General features: G+C 59.0%; 14 protein-coding genes and 4 pseudogenes. 13 read left to right on the top strand and 5 right to left on the bottom strand.

Going from position 1 to position 19,065, the window contains the following annotated elements; all coding sequences use genetic code 11:
• Positions 1-3 precede the first annotated feature (3 nt).
• Positions 4-1,025, bottom strand: a pseudogene (locus MF410_RS00225) (class 1 fructose-bisphosphatase).
• Complete coding sequence (tkt, locus tag MF410_RS00220) at positions 1,022-3,016, bottom strand: transketolase (RefSeq protein ID WP_064843706.1); 1,995 nt, start codon at positions 3,014-3,016, stop codon at positions 1,022-1,024. The pseudogene MF410_RS00225 and the gene tkt overlap by 4 nt, the downstream one beginning before the upstream one ends.
• A 456-nt stretch (positions 3,017-3,472) precedes the next feature.
• On the opposite strand from tkt, the gene MF410_RS00215 reads away from it, so the two are divergent.
• From MF410_RS00215 to MF410_RS36740, 10 genes and pseudogenes are all read left to right on the top strand, one after another.
• Complete coding sequence (locus tag MF410_RS00215) at positions 3,473-4,603, top strand: substrate-binding domain-containing protein (protein ID WP_096771278.1); 1,131 nt, start codon at positions 3,473-3,475, stop codon at positions 4,601-4,603.
• Between the two features lie 55 nt (positions 4,604-4,658).
• Positions 4,659-6,242, top strand: a complete 1,584-nt coding sequence (locus tag MF410_RS00210) for a sugar ABC transporter ATP-binding protein (RefSeq protein ID WP_064843704.1) — start codon at positions 4,659-4,661, stop codon at positions 6,240-6,242.
• Positions 6,232-7,209 (top strand): ABC transporter permease, encoded by a 978-nt coding sequence (locus MF410_RS00205; RefSeq protein WP_064843703.1) that lies wholly within the window; start codon positions 6,232-6,234, stop codon positions 7,207-7,209. Before MF410_RS00210 ends, MF410_RS00205 begins: the two co-directional genes overlap by 11 nt.
• A gap of 29 nt (positions 7,210-7,238) precedes the next feature.
• Positions 7,239-8,099 (top strand): NAD(P)-dependent oxidoreductase, encoded by an 861-nt coding sequence (locus tag MF410_RS00200; RefSeq protein WP_064843702.1) that lies wholly within the window; start codon positions 7,239-7,241, stop codon positions 8,097-8,099.
• A 28-nt stretch (positions 8,100-8,127) separates the two neighbouring features.
• Positions 8,128-8,838 (top strand): GntR family transcriptional regulator, encoded by a 711-nt coding sequence (locus MF410_RS00195; protein WP_040113969.1) that lies wholly within the window; start codon positions 8,128-8,130, stop codon positions 8,836-8,838.
• A 12-nt stretch (positions 8,839-8,850) separates the two neighbouring features.
• Positions 8,851-9,966 carry an isocitrate/isopropylmalate dehydrogenase family protein gene (locus MF410_RS00190; RefSeq protein WP_064843701.1) on the top strand — a complete coding sequence of 372 codons (1,116 nt, stop codon included), beginning with the start codon at positions 8,851-8,853 and terminating at the stop codon, positions 9,964-9,966.
• Entirely contained in the window at positions 9,963-10,292 is a 330-nt protein-coding gene (locus MF410_RS00185; RefSeq protein ID WP_064843700.1) for an antibiotic biosynthesis monooxygenase, read from the top strand. Before MF410_RS00190 ends, MF410_RS00185 begins: the two co-directional genes overlap by 4 nt.
• Positions 10,289-10,999 carry a haloacid dehalogenase type II gene (locus MF410_RS00180; RefSeq protein WP_064843699.1) on the top strand — a complete coding sequence of 237 codons (711 nt, stop codon included), beginning with the start codon at positions 10,289-10,291 and terminating at the stop codon, positions 10,997-10,999. The genes MF410_RS00185 and MF410_RS00180 overlap by 4 nt, the downstream gene beginning before the upstream one ends.
• A 14-nt stretch (positions 11,000-11,013) precedes the next feature.
• Positions 11,014-12,491 (top strand): annotated as a pseudogene (locus MF410_RS00175) (aldehyde dehydrogenase).
• A 3-nt stretch (positions 12,492-12,494) separates the two neighbouring features.
• Positions 12,495-12,575: pseudogene (locus tag MF410_RS36740) on the top strand (hypothetical protein); the annotation flags it as partial.
• Positions 12,576-12,827: 252 nt separating this feature from the next.
• On the opposite strand, the gene MF410_RS00165 reads toward MF410_RS36740, so the two are convergent.
• Positions 12,828-13,661 (bottom strand): oxidoreductase, encoded by an 834-nt coding sequence (locus MF410_RS00165; protein ID WP_096771279.1) that lies wholly within the window; start codon positions 13,659-13,661, stop codon positions 12,828-12,830.
• Between the two features lie 390 nt (positions 13,662-14,051).
• On the opposite strand from MF410_RS00165, the gene serA reads away from it, so the two are divergent.
• A complete protein-coding gene (gene serA / locus MF410_RS00160; protein WP_096771280.1) occupies positions 14,052-15,290 on the top strand; it encodes a phosphoglycerate dehydrogenase in 1,239 nt (412 codons plus the stop codon).
• A 329-nt stretch (positions 15,291-15,619) separates the two neighbouring features.
• Here serA and MF410_RS00155 read toward each other — a convergent pair.
• Positions 15,620-16,185, bottom strand: a pseudogene (locus MF410_RS00155) (hypothetical protein).
• A gap of 129 nt (positions 16,186-16,314) precedes the next feature.
• Positions 16,315-16,989, bottom strand: coding sequence for a transcriptional regulator (locus tag MF410_RS00150; RefSeq protein ID WP_081284270.1), 675 nt, complete (start codon positions 16,987-16,989; stop codon positions 16,315-16,317).
• A 457-nt stretch (positions 16,990-17,446) separates the two neighbouring features.
• Here MF410_RS00150 and MF410_RS00145 point away from each other — a divergent pair, with 457 nt between their 5' ends.
• Together MF410_RS00145 and MF410_RS00140 are read left to right on the top strand one after the other, a co-directional pair.
• Positions 17,447-18,040: a DUF6088 family protein gene (locus MF410_RS00145; RefSeq protein ID WP_096771281.1), complete on the top strand. Its 594-nt coding sequence runs from the start codon at positions 17,447-17,449 to the stop codon at positions 18,038-18,040.
• The gene (locus tag MF410_RS00140; RefSeq protein WP_096771282.1) at positions 18,033-19,055 is read left to right on the top strand and encodes a nucleotidyl transferase AbiEii/AbiGii toxin family protein; all 1,023 of its coding nucleotides are present in this window, start codon (positions 18,033-18,035) and stop codon (positions 19,053-19,055) included. Before MF410_RS00145 ends, MF410_RS00140 begins: the two co-directional genes overlap by 8 nt.
• The last annotated feature ends 10 nt before the right edge of the window (positions 19,056-19,065 follow it).

Raw genomic sequence — 19,065 nt, 5'->3', positions numbered from 1 at the left:
ATGTTACTCGCTGGTTGGATTGGAATTGAGATAGCTTGCGATCACGTCGACCTCCGTCGCCGAACCGAAAACCAGCGGCGTGCGGCAATGGTGAGAGGTCGGGATCTTGTCCAGGATGGCGGTCGTGCCGTCGGTGGCCCGCCCCCGGCCTGCTCCATCAGGAACGCGATCGGATTCGCTTCATACACCAGTCGAAGGCGCCCATTTTCAAAGCCGGGTCGCTTGTCGCCGGCGTAGAAGAACACACCGCCCCTGATCAGGATCCGGTGGAGTTCTCCGACTGCCGATCCGAGCCAACGCATGTTGAAATCACGGCCGCGCGTTCCCTCCTTGCCGGTCAGACAATCCTGAAGATACAGGCTCATGGCAGGGTGAAGGTGACGGTGGTTGGAAGCGTTATATGCAAGCTCGGACGTGTCGCAAGGTATCAGAACCTGCCTTTTGACGATCAGGAACTCGCCGGTTTGGGGATGCATCGTCGCCAGCAGCACACCCTCACCGACCGAAAAGCCCAAATCGACGGTGTTGCCGAATGAGACATAACCGGCCGCGGCCTGGCGCTTTCCAGGGGTTAAAAAGGGATCTTCAGCTTCGCAGAAAGGCATGATCGAGAAGATCGTGCCGACGGGCGTGCCCAGCCCGACATTGCCTGAACCGTCGATCGGGTCGATTGCGACCGCAAAATGCTGGCCATTGAGCATAACTGGCGCGTCGGCCTCCTCGGACAGGACCCTGGCAGCGCCTGCGCGTGCGAGTATTTCGATGAACAACTCGTGCGACGCGATGTCGATTGCCTTTTGCGCATCACCGTCGGTATTTGATCCGACAAGGTGGGCCAGATCGCCCTCCAGGGAACCGGCTGCGATGCGTGCGGATAAAAGACAGGCGGCATCCAACACACCGTTGATTAGAGCCGCCACCCCCTGACGGGACAAATCTTCACCAGCCCAGGTCGAGAGGTACTCATCGACAGAACCATACTGGACGCCCGCTTCGTCATTTCCGGGTGTCGCCGGCGCGCTCATTGCTTGCCCCTTATCCTTGCTAGGGCGCGCGTGACGATTGCGTCACGCGTGATCCCAAATTGCTCGTACAGCGTCTCGGCCGGCGCAGACGCTCCGAAGCCGGACATCCCGATCACGTCGTCTTCGCTGTCGACATACCTAGTCCAGCCGAACTTCGAGAGCGCTTCCACGGCAATGCGCGGCGCGTTGCCGAGGACCGAGCTGCGGTAATCCTTGGGCTGCTTTTCGAAGAGATCCCAGCTCGGCATCGAGACGACAGCGGCGGGAACGTTTCTCGCCTCAAGCTCGTCGGCAGCCTGGATCGCAAGCGCGACTTCCGTTCCAGTGGCGATGATTGTGACGGCACGTTCGCTGCTCGCTTCCCGCAGCACATAGGCTCCCCGTGCGCAGCGATTGATGCCGTCACGCTGGGCGCGCAGTTGCGGGACATTCTGCCGCGAGAGCGCCAAAACCGACGGCGTGTTCTTGCTGGTTATTGCAAGATCCCAGCATTCCAGCGTCTCGATGGTGTCGGCGGGCCGGAATACATGCAAGTTCGGCATTGCCCTGAGGCTGGCAAGATGCTCGACCGGCTGGTGCGTCGGACCGTCTTCGCCAAGACCGATCGAGTCATGCGTCATCACGAAGATAGAGCGGACGCCCATCAGAGCCGCCACACGAATGGCATTGCGGCAATAATCCGAGAAGACGAGGAACGTGCCACCATAGGGTATGACGCCGCCGTGAGCCGCCATACCGTTCATCGCGGCGGCCATGGCAAACTCTCTAACGCCATAGCTGACATACCGCCCGCTTGCAGCGGCGGTGAAATCGCTGTCGACGGCCGGAACCCGGGTCAAGTTTGAGTGGGTGAGGTCAGCGGACCCGCCGATCATTTCCGGAAGCAGCTCCGTCAGCGCTTCCAGTGCGATCTGGCTTGCCTTACGCGTTGCCACTGATTGCGGCTTGTCGAGCAGCTTTGCCTTGGCGGCGTTGACCGCTTCCTCATATCGCGCTGGCAATGAGCCGGCGGTGCGGCGTTCAAACTCACTTCTGACATCTGCGCCCGCTGCTTCGAGCCGCGCTTGCCAGTCCTTGCGCGCCTTGGCGCCCTTCGCGCCGACTTCGCGCCAAGTTTTGAGGATTGGAGCAGGAATCTCGAAAGTGTCCGCCGTCCAGCCATAGACTGCCTTCGTCGCGGCGGCTTCGCTGGCGCCGAGCGGTGCACCATGTACGGAGCTTGTTCCTGCCCTTGACGGAGAGCCGTATCCAATGATGGTTTTCAGGGCTATGAGGGATGGTCTGGATGCTTCCGCCTTCGCCTGCGAGATCGCCGCGTCGATCGCATCCGGATCATGACCGTCAACGCGCTGCGTGTGCCATCCGTACGCGTCGAACCTCGCGAGCACATCTTCTGAAAACGCGATTGCGGTCGAGCCGTCGATGGTGATGGAGTTGTCGTCGTAAAGGACGATCAACTTGCCGAGCTGCAGGTGGCCGGCCAGCGAAGCAGCTTCCTGACCAACACCTTCCATGAGACACCCATCTCCACAGAAAACGTACGTCCGGTGATCGACAAGCGCTGCGCCAAATTCGGTTGATAGGCGCCGCTCCGCAATAGCCATTCCGACAGCCGACGCGATCCCCTGTCCGAGCGGCCCGGTGGTCGTCTCGACGCCAGCGGTGTGCCCATATTCGGGATGACCTGGCGTTTTGGAGCCCCATTGGCGGAAGTTGCGAACCTGCTCAATGGTCATGTCTTTGTACCCGGTGAGGTGCAGAAGGCTGTAGAGCAGCATCGAGCCATGGCCGTTCGACAGGACGAAACGATCGCGGTCCGGCCAGCCAGGTTCGCTTGAATCGAACTTGAGGTGCCGGCCGAACAGCACCGCCGCCGCATCAGCCATGCCCATGGGCATTCCGGGGTGCCCGGACTTTGCGGCCTCAACCGCGTCGATCGACAGGACACGGATAGCGTTCGCGAGATCGCGGATCGAAACTGCTGCTGTCAATTCTTCCTCCCCATAAACCGCGACCAATGTGGCGCATTTTTCTGGACATCACAATATCAGAACACAAAATAACGCAATACACACGATAAACATAACAATATCACATTCCGCTGCGACTGCGAAGAGTTTGCCCATCGACATCATACCTCATACCTTATACCTCTGTATTTGCGCAATAGCTTTTATTTGGCTACCGCGTCCATCGGGAGCCGGAAGGATCGTCCCGGGTCGCTTTCACGGGGGCGGTCTGCCTCGATCCGTTTGGTGGCAAACGGACAAGACGACCACCGTGATGACTACCGCGTTGGGCACTCACGGGTGGTTGAAACCATTCCAAATGCGGAATGCTCGATGCGGCTCGCCGATGTTTCCCGACATTTCTTCAGTTGACAGCTTTTACAAATGCATTAACGTATACGTTATTGAACTCAATAGGCCTTAAAGGGAGGAACCGAAATGCCTTTGACGATGCGCAAGTCCTTACAGATGATCGCCCTTGCCACTGCCCTCGGCGGTAGCGCTGCCTATGCGCCGAGCGCCTTCGCGGTCGATATCGATAAACAGATCAAGGATATTGAAAGTCACCCGGCAAGCGGGCCCAACGGCGAAAAAGCGACCCTCGCGAGCGACCTGAAGCTATCCGCCGAAGAGATCGAAAAGATCAAGGCGAAGCATGCCAAAGCGGCCATTGTGATGCACTACACGGCGTCTGACTGGGCCAAGGCCCAGATGGCCGGGCAAAAGAAGGCCCTGGAAGAGCTCGGCGTCGAAATCGTTGCGACGACTGATGCTGGATATCGCGCGGAGCAGCAAGTTTCAGACATCGAAAGCGTCATGGCGCTCAAACCTGACGTCATGATTACCGTTCCCGCCGAGCAGTCAGCCACGGCCGCAGCATACAAGAAAGCTGCTGCCGCTGGCATTAAGATCATCTTCCTTGACCAGACCGGCGCCGGGATGAAGGCTGGCAAAGACTATGTGAGCCTCGTCTCTTCCGACAACCGCGGGATGGGAAAGGTCGCCGCACTGCTCATGGCCAAGGCGCTCGACGGCAAGGGCGAAATTGGTCTCATCCCGCATGCGTCCGACCTTTTTGCCACCAAAGAACGCGTGGTCGGCTTCGAGGAAGCGATCAAGGATTATCCGGATATTAAGGTCGTCCAGGAGACCGGTGTCGGAGGCCCTGATTTCTCAAGCGAATCCGAGCGCGTCGCCTCCGCAATGCTGACGGCCCACCCCAACCTCAATGGCATCTGGGCCGTGTGGGACGTGCCAACAGAAGGCGTCCTGTCAGCGGCGCGCGCAGCGGGCGCGTCCAAGAGCCTCGTCATCACCACTTGCGACCTTGGCGTCAACATCTCGATCGACATGGCTAAGAAGGGTTACGTCAAGGGAACCGGATCCCAGCGTCCGTACGGCGCCGGTTATGCCGAGGGCATCCTTGCCGGATACGCCCTTCTCGGAAAGGACGCACCTCCCTACGTCGTGCTCCCGGCCCTTGCGGTGACCCGCGATAACCTGATCGAGGCGTGGCCGCAGTCGAACGGCGACCAGGCACCGAAGATTCTCACCGACGCAATGAACTAACGGTGCGCGGGAGCGGCTCCGACCGCTCCCCGTGCCCCAGCGGCGGACAACGACCATGAACACTCAAGCAGTCACCGAAACCCTCGCCGCCGTCAGGATGAGCAACGTGAGGAAATCGTTTGGCGGCGTGCACGCATTGCGCGGTGTCAGCCTGACGATCCAACCCGGGACAATCCATGCGCTGGTCGGCGAAAATGGCGCCGGCAAGTCTACGCTGTTGAAGATCCTGCAGGGCGTGGTCACACCCACGGAGGGATCCATCGAGGTTTTTGGCGAGCACATGTCGTCCAGCTCTCCGGAGAATTCCCGCAGGCTCGGCATTGAGATGATCTTCCAGGACCTCAGCCTGATCCCCACCCTCTCGGTCGCCCAGAACATTTTCCTGAACCGGGAGCCCCGCCGCCTGTCGATCTTGGTCGACGAACGCAGGGAAATCGCACAGGCAGCCGAGATCATCGGCCAGCTCAACCTCAGGGTTGATCCGAGGACGCCTGTTTTTGAACTCAGCCCCGGCCAGGCCCAGCTGACCGAGATCGCCAAGGCCATCCACCAAGACGCCAGGATCCTTATCCTTGACGAACCAACCTCGTCGCTGAGCGCACAGGAAGCCGACACTCTGTTCGGCATGTTGAAGAAGCTCACTGCGGCGGGAACAGCCGTGATCTACGTTTCCCATCGCATGACCGAGATCATGACGATCGCCGACGAGATTACAATTCTCCGCGACGGTCAGAACGTGACCTCCGGGAAGACATCCGAATTCACGCTCGACTCGATCGTGCAGCACATGGTCGGCAAGCGTGTCACCGGCTTCCAATACCAGGCGCGCGCCATTGATCGCAGCGGCAAACCCGCGCTGAGCGTACGTGGCCTTTCGGGCCCTTCGGGAAAACCCAGCGATGTCAGCTTCGACGTCCACAAGGGCGAGATTGTGGGAATAGCAGGCCTCATGGGCGCTGGCCGGAGCGAGCTTGCCCGCCTTCTTTTCGGCGTCGATAAGAAAACTGCGGGAACCGTAGAACTCGGCGACACTGCCGTTGAGTTCAAGTCACCTTCGGATGCGATCAAGGCAGGCATCGTCCTTGTTCCGGAGAGCCGCCACGAGGAAGGTCTGGTTGTCGAGCACAGCGTCGGCGACAATCTTGGACTGCCGCAGATCGGTCAGCTCGTCCGCGGTCCCTTCATCGATCGTCGACGCGAGGGAACACTGACCTCCGATCTCATCAAGCAACTGAGGATCAAGACGCCGTCCGCTGACAACAAGGTCAGGAACCTTTCCGGCGGCAACCAGCAGAAGATCGTTATTGCCAAATGGCTAGCGATTGATCCTTCGGTTGTCATTCTCGACGAACCGACAGCAGGCGTAGACATCGGTTCAAAGGCCGAGATCGTAGAACTCATTCGGAGCGTCGCCTCCTCCGGAAAGTCCGTCATCGTCATCTCGTCGGAACCAGCCGAGCTTCTGGCAACGAGCGACCGCATCCTGGTCATGAACAACGGACGTCTCGCGCGCGAAATCGAGCGCGACGAAATCGAAAGCTGGGCCACGATTGCCGGCGACGAAACTCAATCTCCGCTGATCCGCACCGAACTCGGTCTGCAGGTCGCGATTCAGAAGGCAACCCAAAATGTCCACTGAAGCCAAGACATTGAACACAGAGACGGATGCAACCCACATGCGGCCGTGGCACAGCAACTGGCGCGACTACGTCGTCTACATCGGCTTCGTCGTCATCTTCATCGTCTTCGCGATCTTGCTGCAGGATCGCGGATTCCTATCTTCAAACAACCTGCTCAACATCCTGCGGCAGACTGCGATCGTCGCCATCGTTTCCATGGCAATGTCGTTCGTACTCTCGGCGGGCGAGATCGACCTCTCGGTCGGAGCCATTGCCGGATTGTCGTCGGTGGTCGCTGGCCTGGTGCTGAGCAAGTACGGTCTATTCCCCGGCATTCTCGCGGGCTTGACCCTCGGGCTGCTGGTAGGCGCCATAAACGGCGGCCTGACTGCCTATCTCAACATCCCGTCGTTCTTGGTGACGCTCGGCATGATGGGGATCGCGCGAGGGGTCGGAATGTGGGTAAGCGGCACTTCGCCTGTTCCAATTATCAACGACCCGTTCATTTTCGTCTTTGGTTCCGGCAACATCGGCCCTGTTCCTGTCCTCGTTGTCTGGGTCGCCGTTCTGGGCATGATCGCCCATATCGCGCTCCGAAAGACACCGTTCGGCCGCAAGGTCATGTCGGCAGGCGGAAACTCGGTCGCAGCTCGCTACAGCGGAGTCGATGTCCGGAAAATCAAGTTCCAGGTGCTGCTACTGACGGGGATGGCCGCTGCGATCGCTGGCATGCTCTATGCTGGACGCCTGCAGTCTGGACGCTTCCAGCTTGGCGAAGGTGATGAGCTGTCTGTCATTGCAGCCGTGGTTCTCGGCGGTACCAGCCTATTCGGCGGACGCGGCACCGTGATCGGTTCCATCGTCGGTGCCCTGCTCATCGGTGTCATCAACAACGGTCTTATTCTTGGCGGCCTCGACTACAGCCAGCAGCTCATCGCGCGCGGAATGCTCATCATCCTGGCTGTGGCGGTCGGCCGAAGCCGCTAACCTGGAAGGTTCTACGGAGGTATTAGGATATGAGAGTTTTAGTCACAGGCGGCAGCGGCAAACTGGGTAGAGCCACGATCAAGCATCTGGTTGAGAGCGGCCACGACGTCATCAACGCGGATACGATCGCTCCGCCAGAAAACCTCTGCCCCTTCGTCAAGGTCGATTTCGAGGATATGCGCGCCACGATCGAGGCGATCAGTGGCTTTGATTGGGACCACAATCGCAACACTGAAGCCGTCGTCCATCTGGCCGCTGTGCCGATGCCGGGGCGCGTTGCTCCTGCGGATGTTTTCCGGGTCAACACCATCTCGACGTTCAATGTTTTCGAGTCATGCCGCTTGCTCGGCATCAAGAACATCGTGTGGGCGTCGAGCGAGACCCTGCTCGGCATTCCTTACGAGATCAAGCCTGACTATCTGCCGGCGGACGAGAATTATCAGTCGCGCCCGGAAACCTCCTATTCCCTCTCGAAGCATCTCGGCGAGGAGATGGCAAAGCAGTATTGCCGCTGGGACAGCGAGCTCAAGATCGTTTGCCTACGCTTCTCCAACGTTATGGACGAGAGCGAGTATGCCGACTTCCCGGCCTTCGAGCAGAACCCGGGCAGCAGACGCTTCAACCTTTGGACCTATATCGACGCCCGCGACGGGGCACAGGCGATCCGTCGCTCGCTCGAGTGGAGCGGCAAAGGTGCCGAGGTGTTCATCATCGCAAACGACGATGGGGTCATGACCACCTCCAACGAGGAACTCGTCAGGAGGTGGTATTCGGGGGTCCCGTTCAAGAAGCAGATCGGGAACAACGAAACCTTGCTGTCAATCGACAAAGCAAAGAGCGTTCTCGGATACCAGCCTGAACATAGCTGGCGAAAATATGTAGGCTCCTGAGAAATCAGCCAGCTTGAAGGGAAAGAAAATGCCGACCAGGAAACAGACAGCACCGGTCTCAGAGATCAAAGAGGACGCCTTCGCGAAAACAATGACCGCGACAGCGCACCTTCGGTTGCGCCAGCTCATCCTGGATAACAAGTGGGCGCCCGGTTACCAGGCGACCGAACAGGAAGTCGCCTCCCAGTTGGGAATGAGTCGGACGCCCGTGAGGGAGGCGCTCATGCGCCTCCAGCAGGACGGACTTGTTTCGGTTATCCCGAGGCATGGAATGCGGGTCCTGCCGATTTCTATTTCTGACATGAAGGAAATTTACGAAATCCTGACGTCGCTGGAGAGTACGGCTGCAGAGCTGGCCGCCAGCCGCCAGCTTTCCGAGGATCAACTCCGGGGTCTCGAAAAGGCTACCGCCGATATGGACCATGCGCTTTCGCAAGATGACTTGGAGCGCTGGGCGCAGGCGGACGCGAGATTTCATGAGCAACTGCTCGAACTTGGCGGCAACCAGATGCTCAAGTCGGTCGTCCTCAATTTCATCGACCGCGCACATCGCGTCAGGATGGTGACGCTGAAGATGCGTCCTAAGCCCGTCAACTCAACCCGCGAACATGCAGAACTCGTGCAAGCAATCCGCGAAGGCGATCGCGAAAAGGCACGAAACATTCACAAGGCGCACCGGGAGCGGGCAGGCAAGGAACTGCTCGACCTCCTCGAGCGCCTCGGCCTCAACCACCTCTAGGACAGGTTTCAAATGTCATCGTTGAACAACACTCTCAAGATCGCAGTCCTTCCCGGCGACGGGATCGGCAGGGAAGTCATGCCTGCCTGCATGGAATTGATCGACGCCGCCGTCGGCCAGGCGGGCGCGCCACCGCTCGTGTTTGAGACGCATCAGGCCGGTGCGCAGCACTACGCGGAGACCGGCCAGGCCCTGCCCGCCGCCGCGCTCGAGGCCTGCCGGACATCCGACGCAATCCTCTTCGGCGCGATGGGCTGGCCCGACATCCGCTTCCCGGACGGGACGGAAATCATTCCGCAGCTCGACCTGCGCATGGAGTTCGGCCTGTTTGCAGGTGTCCGTCCGATCCGGTGGTTTCCGGGCCTTCCGAAAGTGCTGTCCGATCCTCGCGCCGAAGGAATCGACTTCGTGCTGGTCCGCGAGCAGACAGAAGGCCTGTTTTATGCGCGCGGGCGCGGCGAGGTCCTGAACAACCAGGAGGCCTACGACACGATGCAGATCACGCGGGCCGGCACCGAGCGCGTTACCGAATTCGCTTTCCAGCTCGCCGCCCAGCGCAAACGTCGCGGCAAGCCCGGCACGGTGACCTGCGTCGACAAGGCGAATGTCTTCAGTTCGATGGCTTTCTTCCGCAAGGTCTTCGATGAGATCGCTGCAAAGCACCCTGAGTTGCACAGGGACTATGCCTACGTCGACGCGCTAGCGCTCAACATGGTGAAGAAGCCCTGGACGCTCGACGTGCTGGTGACAGAGAACATGTTCGGCGACATCCTTTCCGACCTTGCGGCCGGCCTGATCGGCGGCATGGGGATGGCCCCTTCGGCGGACATCGGTGATACCCACGGCCTCTTCCAGCCGGCACACGGGACCGCTCCCGATATCGCGGGTAAGGGCGTCGCCAATCCGGGCGCAATGTTCCTGTCAGGAGCGATGATGCTCGACTGGCTAGCGGTAAAGCACGGCGATCAGCGGCTTGCTGACGCCGCCGGGCTGATCGAGGCGGCGGTCGAGCACACCTTGTCGACAAAGATCGCGGTTCCAATGGAGTATGGCGGAAGCGCCAATTGCGCGGAGATGACGCGCAGCGTGATCGGCGCTCTGGGTGCCGTCCGCGAGGAGGTCGCATGAGTTCGGCATCCACAGGCTTCGTCGTGGTCGTTGAGTTCGTCGTTCGGAGCCAGTTCGCCGATAATTTCCATGCGGCGATAATCGAGAATGCGGCGACGTCGCTGCGCGACGAACCAAACTGCGAAGTGTTCGATGTCTGCCGCGATCCTGAGCGGCCGGAGCGCACCTACCTCTATGAAGTCTACGGCTCAAAAGCCGATTTCGACTTCCACCTGAAGACGCCGCACTTCCTGAGCTTTGATGCGATGGTTCGAGACTGGGTGGCCGAAAAGCGAGTGGAAACGTTCGAGCGCGTTTCGTCCCACAAGAAGGAGGGCGCTAGATGACCAATAGCGTCAAGGCCATTGTCTTCGACACGTTCGGCACGGTCGTCGACTGGCGGGGTTCAATCATCCGCGATCTCACCGGCTGGGGCGCGACGGAAGGCGTGGAGATCGACTGGCCCGGCCTCGTCGACCGCTGGCGAGACCGTTACAATCCCCAGAAAGCGCGGGTGCGCAGCGGCGAGTTGCCGTGGACGAACCTGGACGAACTTCACCTCGATGCCTTGAAGGCAGTGTTCGCAGAGATGGGGCTGGCCGAACTAGACCACGACCGGATGATGCACGTCAACAAGGTCTGGCATCGCCTGGACGGCTGGCCCGACGCATCGCGCGGGCTACACCGGCTGAAGTCGAAGTTTATCATCGGCCCGCTGTCCAACGCCAATGTCGCGATTCTCGTCAACATGGCAAAGCTTGCCGACTTGCCGTGGGACAACGTGTTCTCCTGCGAGCTTTTCCAGCACTACAAGCCCGATCCGGAGACCTACCTCGGGGTCTGCAAACTCCTTTATCTGGAGCCCGGGGCCGTCATGATGTGCGCTGCCCACAACTACGATCTTGCCGCCGCGCGCAGCCTTGGCCTTAAAACCGCATTCATCGCACGACCCACCGAATACGGCGAGGGTCAGACGACCGACCTCACAGCCGAGCAGCGCTGGGATTACGTCGCCGACGATCTCGAAGACCTCGCCCGACAACTCGGATGCTAGAAGAGAGAAAGACAATGCAGACATACAAGATGTTCATCGACGGCAAGTGGGAAGACGCTGCCAATGGAGATACGTTCGAGACGAAGAACCCTTTCAACGGGCAGACCTGGGCCGCTATTCCGAAGGGCGGCAGGGAAGATGCGGAACGAGCAGTCGAGGCTGCGCACCGCGCCTTCACGAGCGGTCCGTGGCCGAAGCTCACCGCGAGCGCCCGCGGACACCTTCTTCGGCGTCTTGGCGACCTGATCGCCGAGAAAGCGGAGCATCTCGCGACGATCGAGGTTACGGACAACGGCAAGCTCATCAACGAGATGCTGTTTCAGCTCAAGTACATCCCGCAGTGGTACTACTACTTCGGCGGGCTGGCGGACAAGATCGAAGGAGCGGTCATCCCGATCGATAAGGCGGACACCTTCAACTTCACTCGTAATGAGCCGCTCGGCGTCTGCGTCGGGATTACGCCGTGGAACTCCCCTCTCCTGCTGCTCGCCTACAAGCTGGCACCGGCACTCGCCGCAGGGAACACCTTCGTGGCAAAGCCCTCGGAGTTCACGTCTGCTTCGACCCTTGAGTTCGCAAAGCTCGTCGAACAGGCTGGCTTTCCCGCGGGCGTCTTCAACGTCGTCACAGGGTTCGGCGCGGATGTCGGCGAGACGCTGACGACCCACAAGTACGTCGCCAAGATCGCTTTCACGGGAAGTGAAGGCACCGGGCGCAAGATCGGCGAGCTTGCAGCGCGCAACTTCAAGAAGGTTACGCTTGAACTCGGCGGCAAGAGCCCGCACATCGTCTTCGACGATGCGGAGATCGACAATGCCGTCAACGGGGTGATCTCCGGCATCTTCGCTGCCACCGGTCAGACATGTATCGCGGGCTCACGGTTGCTCGTGCAGCGAAAGATCCACGACCAGTTTCTCGAGAAGATCGTCAACCTCGCAAAAACGGCGAGAATGGGCGATCCGCTATTGACGTCGACGCAGGTTGGCCCCGTGACGACGCCGCCGCAACTCGAGAAGATCCTCGGCTATATCGACATCGCAAAAGGCGAGGGCGCCGAATGCGTTCTCGGTGGGGGCGGCCGGACAATGCCGAGCTCTCCAGGGGCTGGTTCGTCGAACCTACGATTTTCTCCGGGGTCCGAAACGACATGCGCATCGCGCAGGAGGAGGTCTTCGGCCCGGTTCTGGCGGTCATCCCCTTCGACAGCGATGAGGAAGCCGTGCATATTGCCAATGACACCAATTACGGGCTGGCCGCGGGCTTCTGGACCCAGGACATGCGTCGTATCCTGAAAGTTTCGGCCGCCATCCAGGCTGGCACGGTCTGGGTCAACACTTACCGCGTCATCAGCTATATGTCGCCTCTTGGAGGCTACAAGCACTCCGGCATCGGTCGCGAGAATGGCATCGCGTCGATCCAGAACTACATGCAGACGAAGAGCGTGATGATCTCGACCGCTGACGACGTCGCCAACCCCTTCATCATGAGGTGATCCGTGGTGGCCGCCGGAAAGTTGCTGGTCGGCTGCGTGGCCGACGATTTCACGGGAGCGACCGACGTCGCGAACATCTTCGCGCGCGCCGGCCTCAAAACGACGGTGCTGATCGGCGTTCCTGAAGACGACCGGGACATTGACGCCGACGTGAGCTCGGCTCTAATGGGCTCGCCCGGGCTACGGCACGCTTTGAAGCCGGCGAACGCTGCGAGACATTGTCACTGGATTCCCAGTCTCGCTCGGGCCCCAAGCTCTGATACGGAAACTGAAAGGACGTCTCCCTTTTCCGCGATACGCACCAATAGCGTCATCGCAGAAGCCACCCGAACAACGTCAATCCCGATCCGCGGCGCGGCTGACCGCTTCTCGCTTCGCGATCTCCTGACGGACCTGCTCGAGTTTATTGAGAATGCCGTCATAGCTGATATTGCCAAGCGGCAGTCGCAGAGGCTTGTCCTCGTCATGAGCGACATTGACAATCGCCACGGCCGCCTTTGCCGGATCCCCTGGCTCGTTGCCGACGTTCTGTCGGAAGGACGCGCGCTGGCCACCCGCCGTATTGCCGTAATCGGCGATTTCACCGTCCGGTGGTACTTCATGTGCTGAGTTGCCAGCCCAATCCGTCGCAAACGGGCCGGGCTCGATGAGGACGATGTCAATACCGAGCGGCTGCAATTCCTGCGAGAGCGATTCAGAAATAGCTTCCACAGCGAACTTGGACGCGCAGTACCATCCGACAGCCGGAAAAGCTCGGATGCCTCCGACGGACGAGACGTTTATGATGGTACCTGAGCGCCGCGCCCGCATGGCAGGAAGAAACGCATTGGTGACGTTGACAAGACCAAAAACGTTTATCTCCATCATTCGTCGAATTTCCGCCTCCTGGCTTTCCTCGACCGCAGCGAAATAGCCAATCCCAGCGTTGTTGAAGAGGAGGTCGATGTGGCCAAAGCGTGCTTGGGCAGCGGCTACGCTGTGCTTGATCTCTTCGGAATTGGTGACGTCGAGTTGAATCGCCGCGACGCCTTCGGGAGAAAGTGCCACAAGGTCTTGAAGCGCTTCGACGGAACGAGCGGTTGCGGCGACTTTATCACCGCGGCGAATGGCTTCCTCGGCGACAGCGCGACCGAAACCGCGGGATGCACCTGTGATGAACCATGTTTTCATTTGCTAATACTCCACATTGCTGAGGTGGTGCCGCTACCAGCGACGCATCAGCGATATGGGTTGGATTTCGATTTGGTTGAGATCACATGACATCATCACTGCGTTGAGCTAAGCTCATCTGCAATCCACAAAAGCCGCGCGACGCGTGCGTTGGCCGGCGACAATTCCGCAGACAAGGCAGTCGTCGCACGGCTCTATGACCAGTTCGGCTTCAATAGGAAATGATGTAGATCTTTGGACAATGCGGAACTGTCCGCTGGCGCGCCATATGTTCTACCGCCGGAGTCGGTTATTATGTGCAAATGTCCGTGGATCTGACTGAATCCTGTTGCCCTGTCTGTGGGCTTTTGTGGCCTCTTCTTAATGAATTCCAAAATCGAGAGCAATCCAATGTCCCGACCTCTTTCGCTTCCGCGCGACCGGATTTCCGTACTTCTGCTTGAAGGGATCAGTCAGAGCGCGGTGGACTACTTTTCGTCATCAGGCTACGTCAATCTCACGCATCTGCCGAAGGCTCTGGATGACAAGGATCTTAAAAGTCATATAGCCGAAGCACATATTGTGGGAATTCGCTCACGCACATATCTGACAGAGGAAATCTTCAGATCGGCTAAGAAGCTCATGGCCGTCGGCTGTTTTTCTGTGGGGACAAATCAGGTCGATCTGGATGCGGCCCGCCGACGCGGGATACCCGTGTTCAACGCTCCCTATTCAAATACGCGCTCGGTCGCCGAGCTTGTGATCGGTGAGATCATCATGCTGACCAGGCGGATCTTCCCGCGTTCGGCTTCGGCTCATGAAGGCGGATGGGAAAAATCTGCCGTCGGCAGTCGTGAGGTTCGCGGGAAAACGCTGGGCATCGTTGGCTATGGCAATATCGGTTCGCAGCTTGGCGTTCTTGCGGAAAGTATGGGCATGAACGTGCGCTATTTCGATCCCTCGGACAAGCTTCGCCACGGCAATACAGAATCGATGGCGACGCTCGGGGCACTGCTCGAAATCTCAGATTATGTGACGATGCATGTTCCAGAGACCAGATCAACGCGAAACATGATCACTGAGGCTGAACTGCGCCGAATGAAAAAGGGAGCCGTTTTTATCAACAATTCCCGCGGGACCGTGGTCGATCTTGAGGCGCTTGCGACGGTTTTGAAAGAAGGGCATCTCGCAGGCGCGGCTGTGGACGTGTTCCCGAAAGAGCCGGCATCCAATAAAGAACTTTTCAAGACGCCGCTACAGGGTTTGGACAATGTAATTCTGACGCCACATATCGGCGGCTCAACCGAAGAAGCGCAGGAGCGCATCGGAGGGGAAGTCTCAAGGAAGCTCGTCGAATATTCGGACGTCGGTTCGACGCTGGGCGCGGTCAATTTTCCCCAGGTTCAACTGCCTCCGCGACCGAACGGCACACGTTTCATCCATGTTCATGAAAATCGCCCTGGCATCTTGAACAGTTTGAATATGATTTTTTCGTCCCGCGGACTAAATATCGTCGGCGAATTCCTGCAGACCTACGGCGAGATGGGTTATGTGGTGATTGAGGCCGAGAGCATTGGCCAGAGAGCGGGTGACATCCTTGATGAAATTCGCCAGATTCCGGGAACGATACGCGCTCGATTGCTTTACTAACCCGGTGGATTGCGCGTCATTTCGCTTTGGCCTAAACGTTTGCGAATTTGCGACTTATGCTGGCGCTATGTCCGTTGTCGATTCATTGGTCCGCGATCTCTGGAGGCGGACCGGTGGTCGAAGAAGAACTGGCCGTAAGCAGCGTCCCCTGGCACGTTGGCTGAAACTCGTTGATTGTCGTCGGAGATTTCGGCCATCAACACATCGCAAGTTGCGCCACATGTCATCGTCGCCTTTACATGCACTCCCAGCATCTAGCCCACTATGCAAGTTGACCAGGGTCGAACGCCCATTCAAATGCGTAGAGCAAAATCAACTCGGCCCCACGTTCACCGTTCAAATCGCTCCAGCATTTTTCTTAACTGCGCGTTTTGCAGCGTTAGCTTTCTCGCCAGCTGCCCCTGAGCACCCTGATCTCTTCATCGAGCCTTATCTCCTCTGCAATGTGTGCGATCTGGGATACGGGCGAAACGTTCGCAACCGCTACCGCTTCCTTGCTGCGACGTCTTTGCTTTCGCGGTGCCACTTTGACAGTTCGCCTGATCTGCGTAGTATCATCATGTGCAGCGGTGACGTCGATACCAGTACCGCCGGATAAAGCCTGATTAGCGGCCTGCCCAATTTTTGCTGCACCGCGTTCGACCCTATCGCGGGCACCGTTTTTGGCTTCATCCGAATGCACCGGCTCTACGGAAATTGCAGCGGCTTGACCATGACGAGGTAGCTCCTCGCTAACCGGTCGATCAGCGCCATTCACGCTCTCCTCGGCAGGCGCTTCAGTCGGACCGGAAATAGGCAACGCCACCGACGTAACCTTCTCGTTCGAGCCGCTTTCTCTTTTTTGTTGGCGTCCAGGTGAGATCAGACGGGCAAGAAATTTCCAGGGAGACGCCATCTATCCGACCTCGCGATTTATCCCGCAAGCAGGCAGTGAGTTTTAGTTCCGGCAACAGCATTCACCGTTGCCAAATTGTATCTCTCGATAAGCATGGAAATGCGGCCGGCGATTGACCAGCCGCTTTTGTCAATCGAGCTTGAGCCGTTTGCGCAGATCGGCATTTTCAGCGCGAAGTTTTTCAGCCAGAAGCTTGCGCAGTCGCTGATTTTCCTCTTCCAACTGCAGGAGATCCGCCATCTCATCGATCGCCGTCATCGGCGCGACCGGCGCTGTCTGCACAGCCTTTGGAGTGCGGCGCACAGGTGCGCGTTTGGCGCTCGCCGTAACTTCGATCACCTTTGCCTTGCGCCTTCTCCTTTTCACACCACCGGCGGCGACCAGAGCAACTGCTGGCTCTGCCGCAGCGTCAGCTGACGGCGTCTCAAGTGCCGCGGTTTTCTTGGCCCGGAGTTTGCGCTGTTTCTTCGGCGCAATAGGCGTTTCGACAACGGTCGGCACATCGGCACTGGTTGCAGTATCAGTCTCGTCGGCCATGCTTATCTCCTGTGTGTCTGATGCAGTTGTCGACGGCCCGAGAGGCGCTGTCAACAACGGCTCGACCTGATCTGCTTTTGGTAAAGACATTTCGCAGTCGGATTTGCCACTCTGAGAGCTACCCGACAGAAACGGCATTGCCTCTTCCTCCAGGTCGCGAGCGACGGATTTCAAATCAACGTTGCCCCAGATCGAGTTTGACCTGGTATCGAGTTTTCGCCTGCCGGTTTTGTACTCGACGGCAAAACTGCGTTGCACTTTTTTCAATACAAGAGGCCTTGGAGAATCCACGGGATGGTTTGCTGATGTTGGTACATCACGAATAGCGCCTACCGGACCACGCGTCTATACCTACCGTCATAATCGGTCCACCCCACCATTTCGGGAGCAGAATATGTGGCCAATCGAATGGGGCTGATGGCGGTCCATACTGAAAGGAAGCGGCGACCTGTAGTTTGTCCGAGACATACATAGGTTCCCGACGATCCATTATGCGATCTTCCTGGCCTAAAACGCGAACTCTATGGCAACAAGCCGGTCGCTGGCCTCGAGAGCTCTGGCCTGCCGGCGACGTTCGACGCCTTGCATAGGCAGCGGGCGCCTTCCTCGATCTTCCCAGAAAGAATACGAACGCGGCAAAAAAATACCAGTATGACACGCGTCGTCTTCCCCTCTCATTGCAAACTGTCAGAAAACTGTATATATTTCTGACAGGAGACATGCCATGCAAAAGCTGACGTCACAAATCATGGGCCATGCTGAACGACTGCCGGAAGGGTCCGCGCTTTCGGCAAAGAGCTTTTTGCATCTCGGAAATCGTGCCGCCCTGGACCAGGCTCTGTCGCGCCTGGCCGAGCGTGGCGAGCTCGTCCGGGCCGGCCGTGGTATCTATATGCGGCCCGTCAAAAGTCGTTTTGGCAGTCGGCTGCCGACGGTCGAACAGGCCGTAGAGGCAGTGGCGCAGCAGCGCGGCGAGGTCATTGTCTCAAACGGCGCCGCCGCTGCGAATTCCCTGGGCCTGACCACCCAGGTCCCGGTCCGCTCCGTCTACCTTACATCCGGCCGCAGCCGGACGATGAACCTTGGACAGCAAACGGTCGAGCTTAGGCATGTCCCTCGCTGGCAACTGGCCTTGGCCGATCGGCCCGCCGGCGTGGCGGTCCGTGCGCTCGCCTGGCTTGGGCCCGAGAAGGCCGATGAAGCACTGTCGCGGATCAAGCGAAAGCTGCCGCCAGACGCGTTCGGCGAGTTAGTGGCGGCGGCTCCGCAGTTCCCGACTTGGCTTGCAAGAAGCGTGGGAAAGGCTGCGCATGGCTGATCAGTTCCTGACCTTGTCAAAGGACGACCGGCGCGAAGCCTTGGCCGTGGCGGCCGACCGCACCGGACGGCCCATTCACCTGCTCGAAAAGGATGTCTGGGTCGTCTGGACGCTGCAGACGCTCTTTTCGTCCAAGCTCGGCGAGCACCTCGTCTTCAAGGGCGGCACTTCGCTTTCGAAAGGCTACGGCGTCATCAAAAGGTTCTCCGAGGACGTCGACCTGACCTATGATATCCGCGCCCTGGCGCCGGACCTGGTCGGCGATAATGATGAGGCGCTGCCGAAAACCCGCAGCGAAGAGAAACGCTGGACCAGCGAAGTACGGAAGCGGCTTCCGGTCTGGGTTTCGGAGTCGGTGGAGCCGGTCATCGCCGGTGCGCTGCGCGATCAATCTCTTCCGGCGGCAATTCGCCTCGAGGATGATACGCTCTATCTGGACTATGACGCGGTGAGCAGCGGATCCGGTTATGTCGCCCGGAGCGTCATGCTCGAATTCGGGGCCCGATCCACCGGCGAGCCAGCCAGTATTCGCGATGTCGACTGCGACGCCGCGGGTCAGGTCGATGGTGTCGAATTTCCGAAGGCGAGCCCCCGCGTCATGCACGCGGAGCGGACGTTCTGGGAGAAGGCGACGGCAATCCATGTCTTCTGCCTGCAGGAGCGCCTCCGCGGCGATCGTTTTGCTCGTCATTGGCATGACGTCGTCCGGTTGAACGATGCTGGTTTCGCCGACAAGGCATTCGCGGATCGGCAGCTCGCCAATGCCGTGGCGAAACACAAATCAATGTTCTTTGCGGAAAAGGCGGCCGACCGCTCGCCCATCGACTACGCCGCAGCCGTCAATGGCAATCTGGTTCTGACACCCTCCGGAGAAGGTCTGCGCGCACTCGGTGAGGATTACGCGCGCATGGTCGACGACGGTCTGCTGCTCGGCGATTCCGAGCCGTTCGAACACCTGATCGAACGATGCACGCAAATTCAGGCGCGCGCCAACAAAGCCGACACGCCGAAATAGCCGAAATTTG

The sequence above is a fragment of the Rhizobium sp. C104 genome (genome assembly GCF_022354505.1).
GTDB classification, from domain to species: Bacteria; Pseudomonadota; Alphaproteobacteria; order Rhizobiales; family Rhizobiaceae; genus Rhizobium; species Rhizobium redzepovicii.
Note: the sequence above shows the minus strand (reverse complement) of the source record. Positions and strands in the feature narration are given on the sequence as shown.

Excerpts from the sequence above, each read along its gene's own strand:
- MF410_RS00205 (WP_064843703.1), top strand. The coding sequence starts at position 6,232 with ATGTCCACTGAAGCCAAGACATTGAACACAGAGACGGATGCAACCCAC.
- MF410_RS00215 (WP_096771278.1), top strand. The coding sequence starts at position 3,473 with ATGCCTTTGACGATGCGCAAGTCCTTACAGATGATCGCCCTTGCCACT.
- MF410_RS00195 (WP_040113969.1), top strand. The coding sequence starts at position 8,128 with ATGCCGACCAGGAAACAGACAGCACCGGTCTCAGAGATCAAAGAGGAC.
- MF410_RS00210 (WP_064843704.1), top strand. The coding sequence starts at position 4,659 with ATGAACACTCAAGCAGTCACCGAAACCCTCGCCGCCGTCAGGATGAGC.
- MF410_RS00165 (WP_096771279.1), bottom strand. The coding sequence starts at position 13,661 with ATGAAAACATGGTTCATCACAGGTGCATCCCGCGGTTTCGGTCGCGCT.
- MF410_RS00200 (WP_064843702.1), top strand. The coding sequence starts at position 7,239 with ATGAGAGTTTTAGTCACAGGCGGCAGCGGCAAACTGGGTAGAGCCACG.
- MF410_RS00185 (WP_064843700.1), top strand. The coding sequence starts at position 9,963 with ATGAGTTCGGCATCCACAGGCTTCGTCGTGGTCGTTGAGTTCGTCGTT.
- MF410_RS00190 (WP_064843701.1), top strand. The coding sequence starts at position 8,851 with ATGTCATCGTTGAACAACACTCTCAAGATCGCAGTCCTTCCCGGCGAC.
- MF410_RS00145 (WP_096771281.1), top strand. The coding sequence starts at position 17,447 with ATGCAAAAGCTGACGTCACAAATCATGGGCCATGCTGAACGACTGCCG.
- MF410_RS00180 (WP_064843699.1), top strand. The coding sequence starts at position 10,289 with ATGACCAATAGCGTCAAGGCCATTGTCTTCGACACGTTCGGCACGGTC.
- MF410_RS00140 (WP_096771282.1), top strand. The coding sequence starts at position 18,033 with ATGGCTGATCAGTTCCTGACCTTGTCAAAGGACGACCGGCGCGAAGCC.
- serA (WP_096771280.1), top strand. The coding sequence starts at position 14,052 with ATGTCCCGACCTCTTTCGCTTCCGCGCGACCGGATTTCCGTACTTCTG.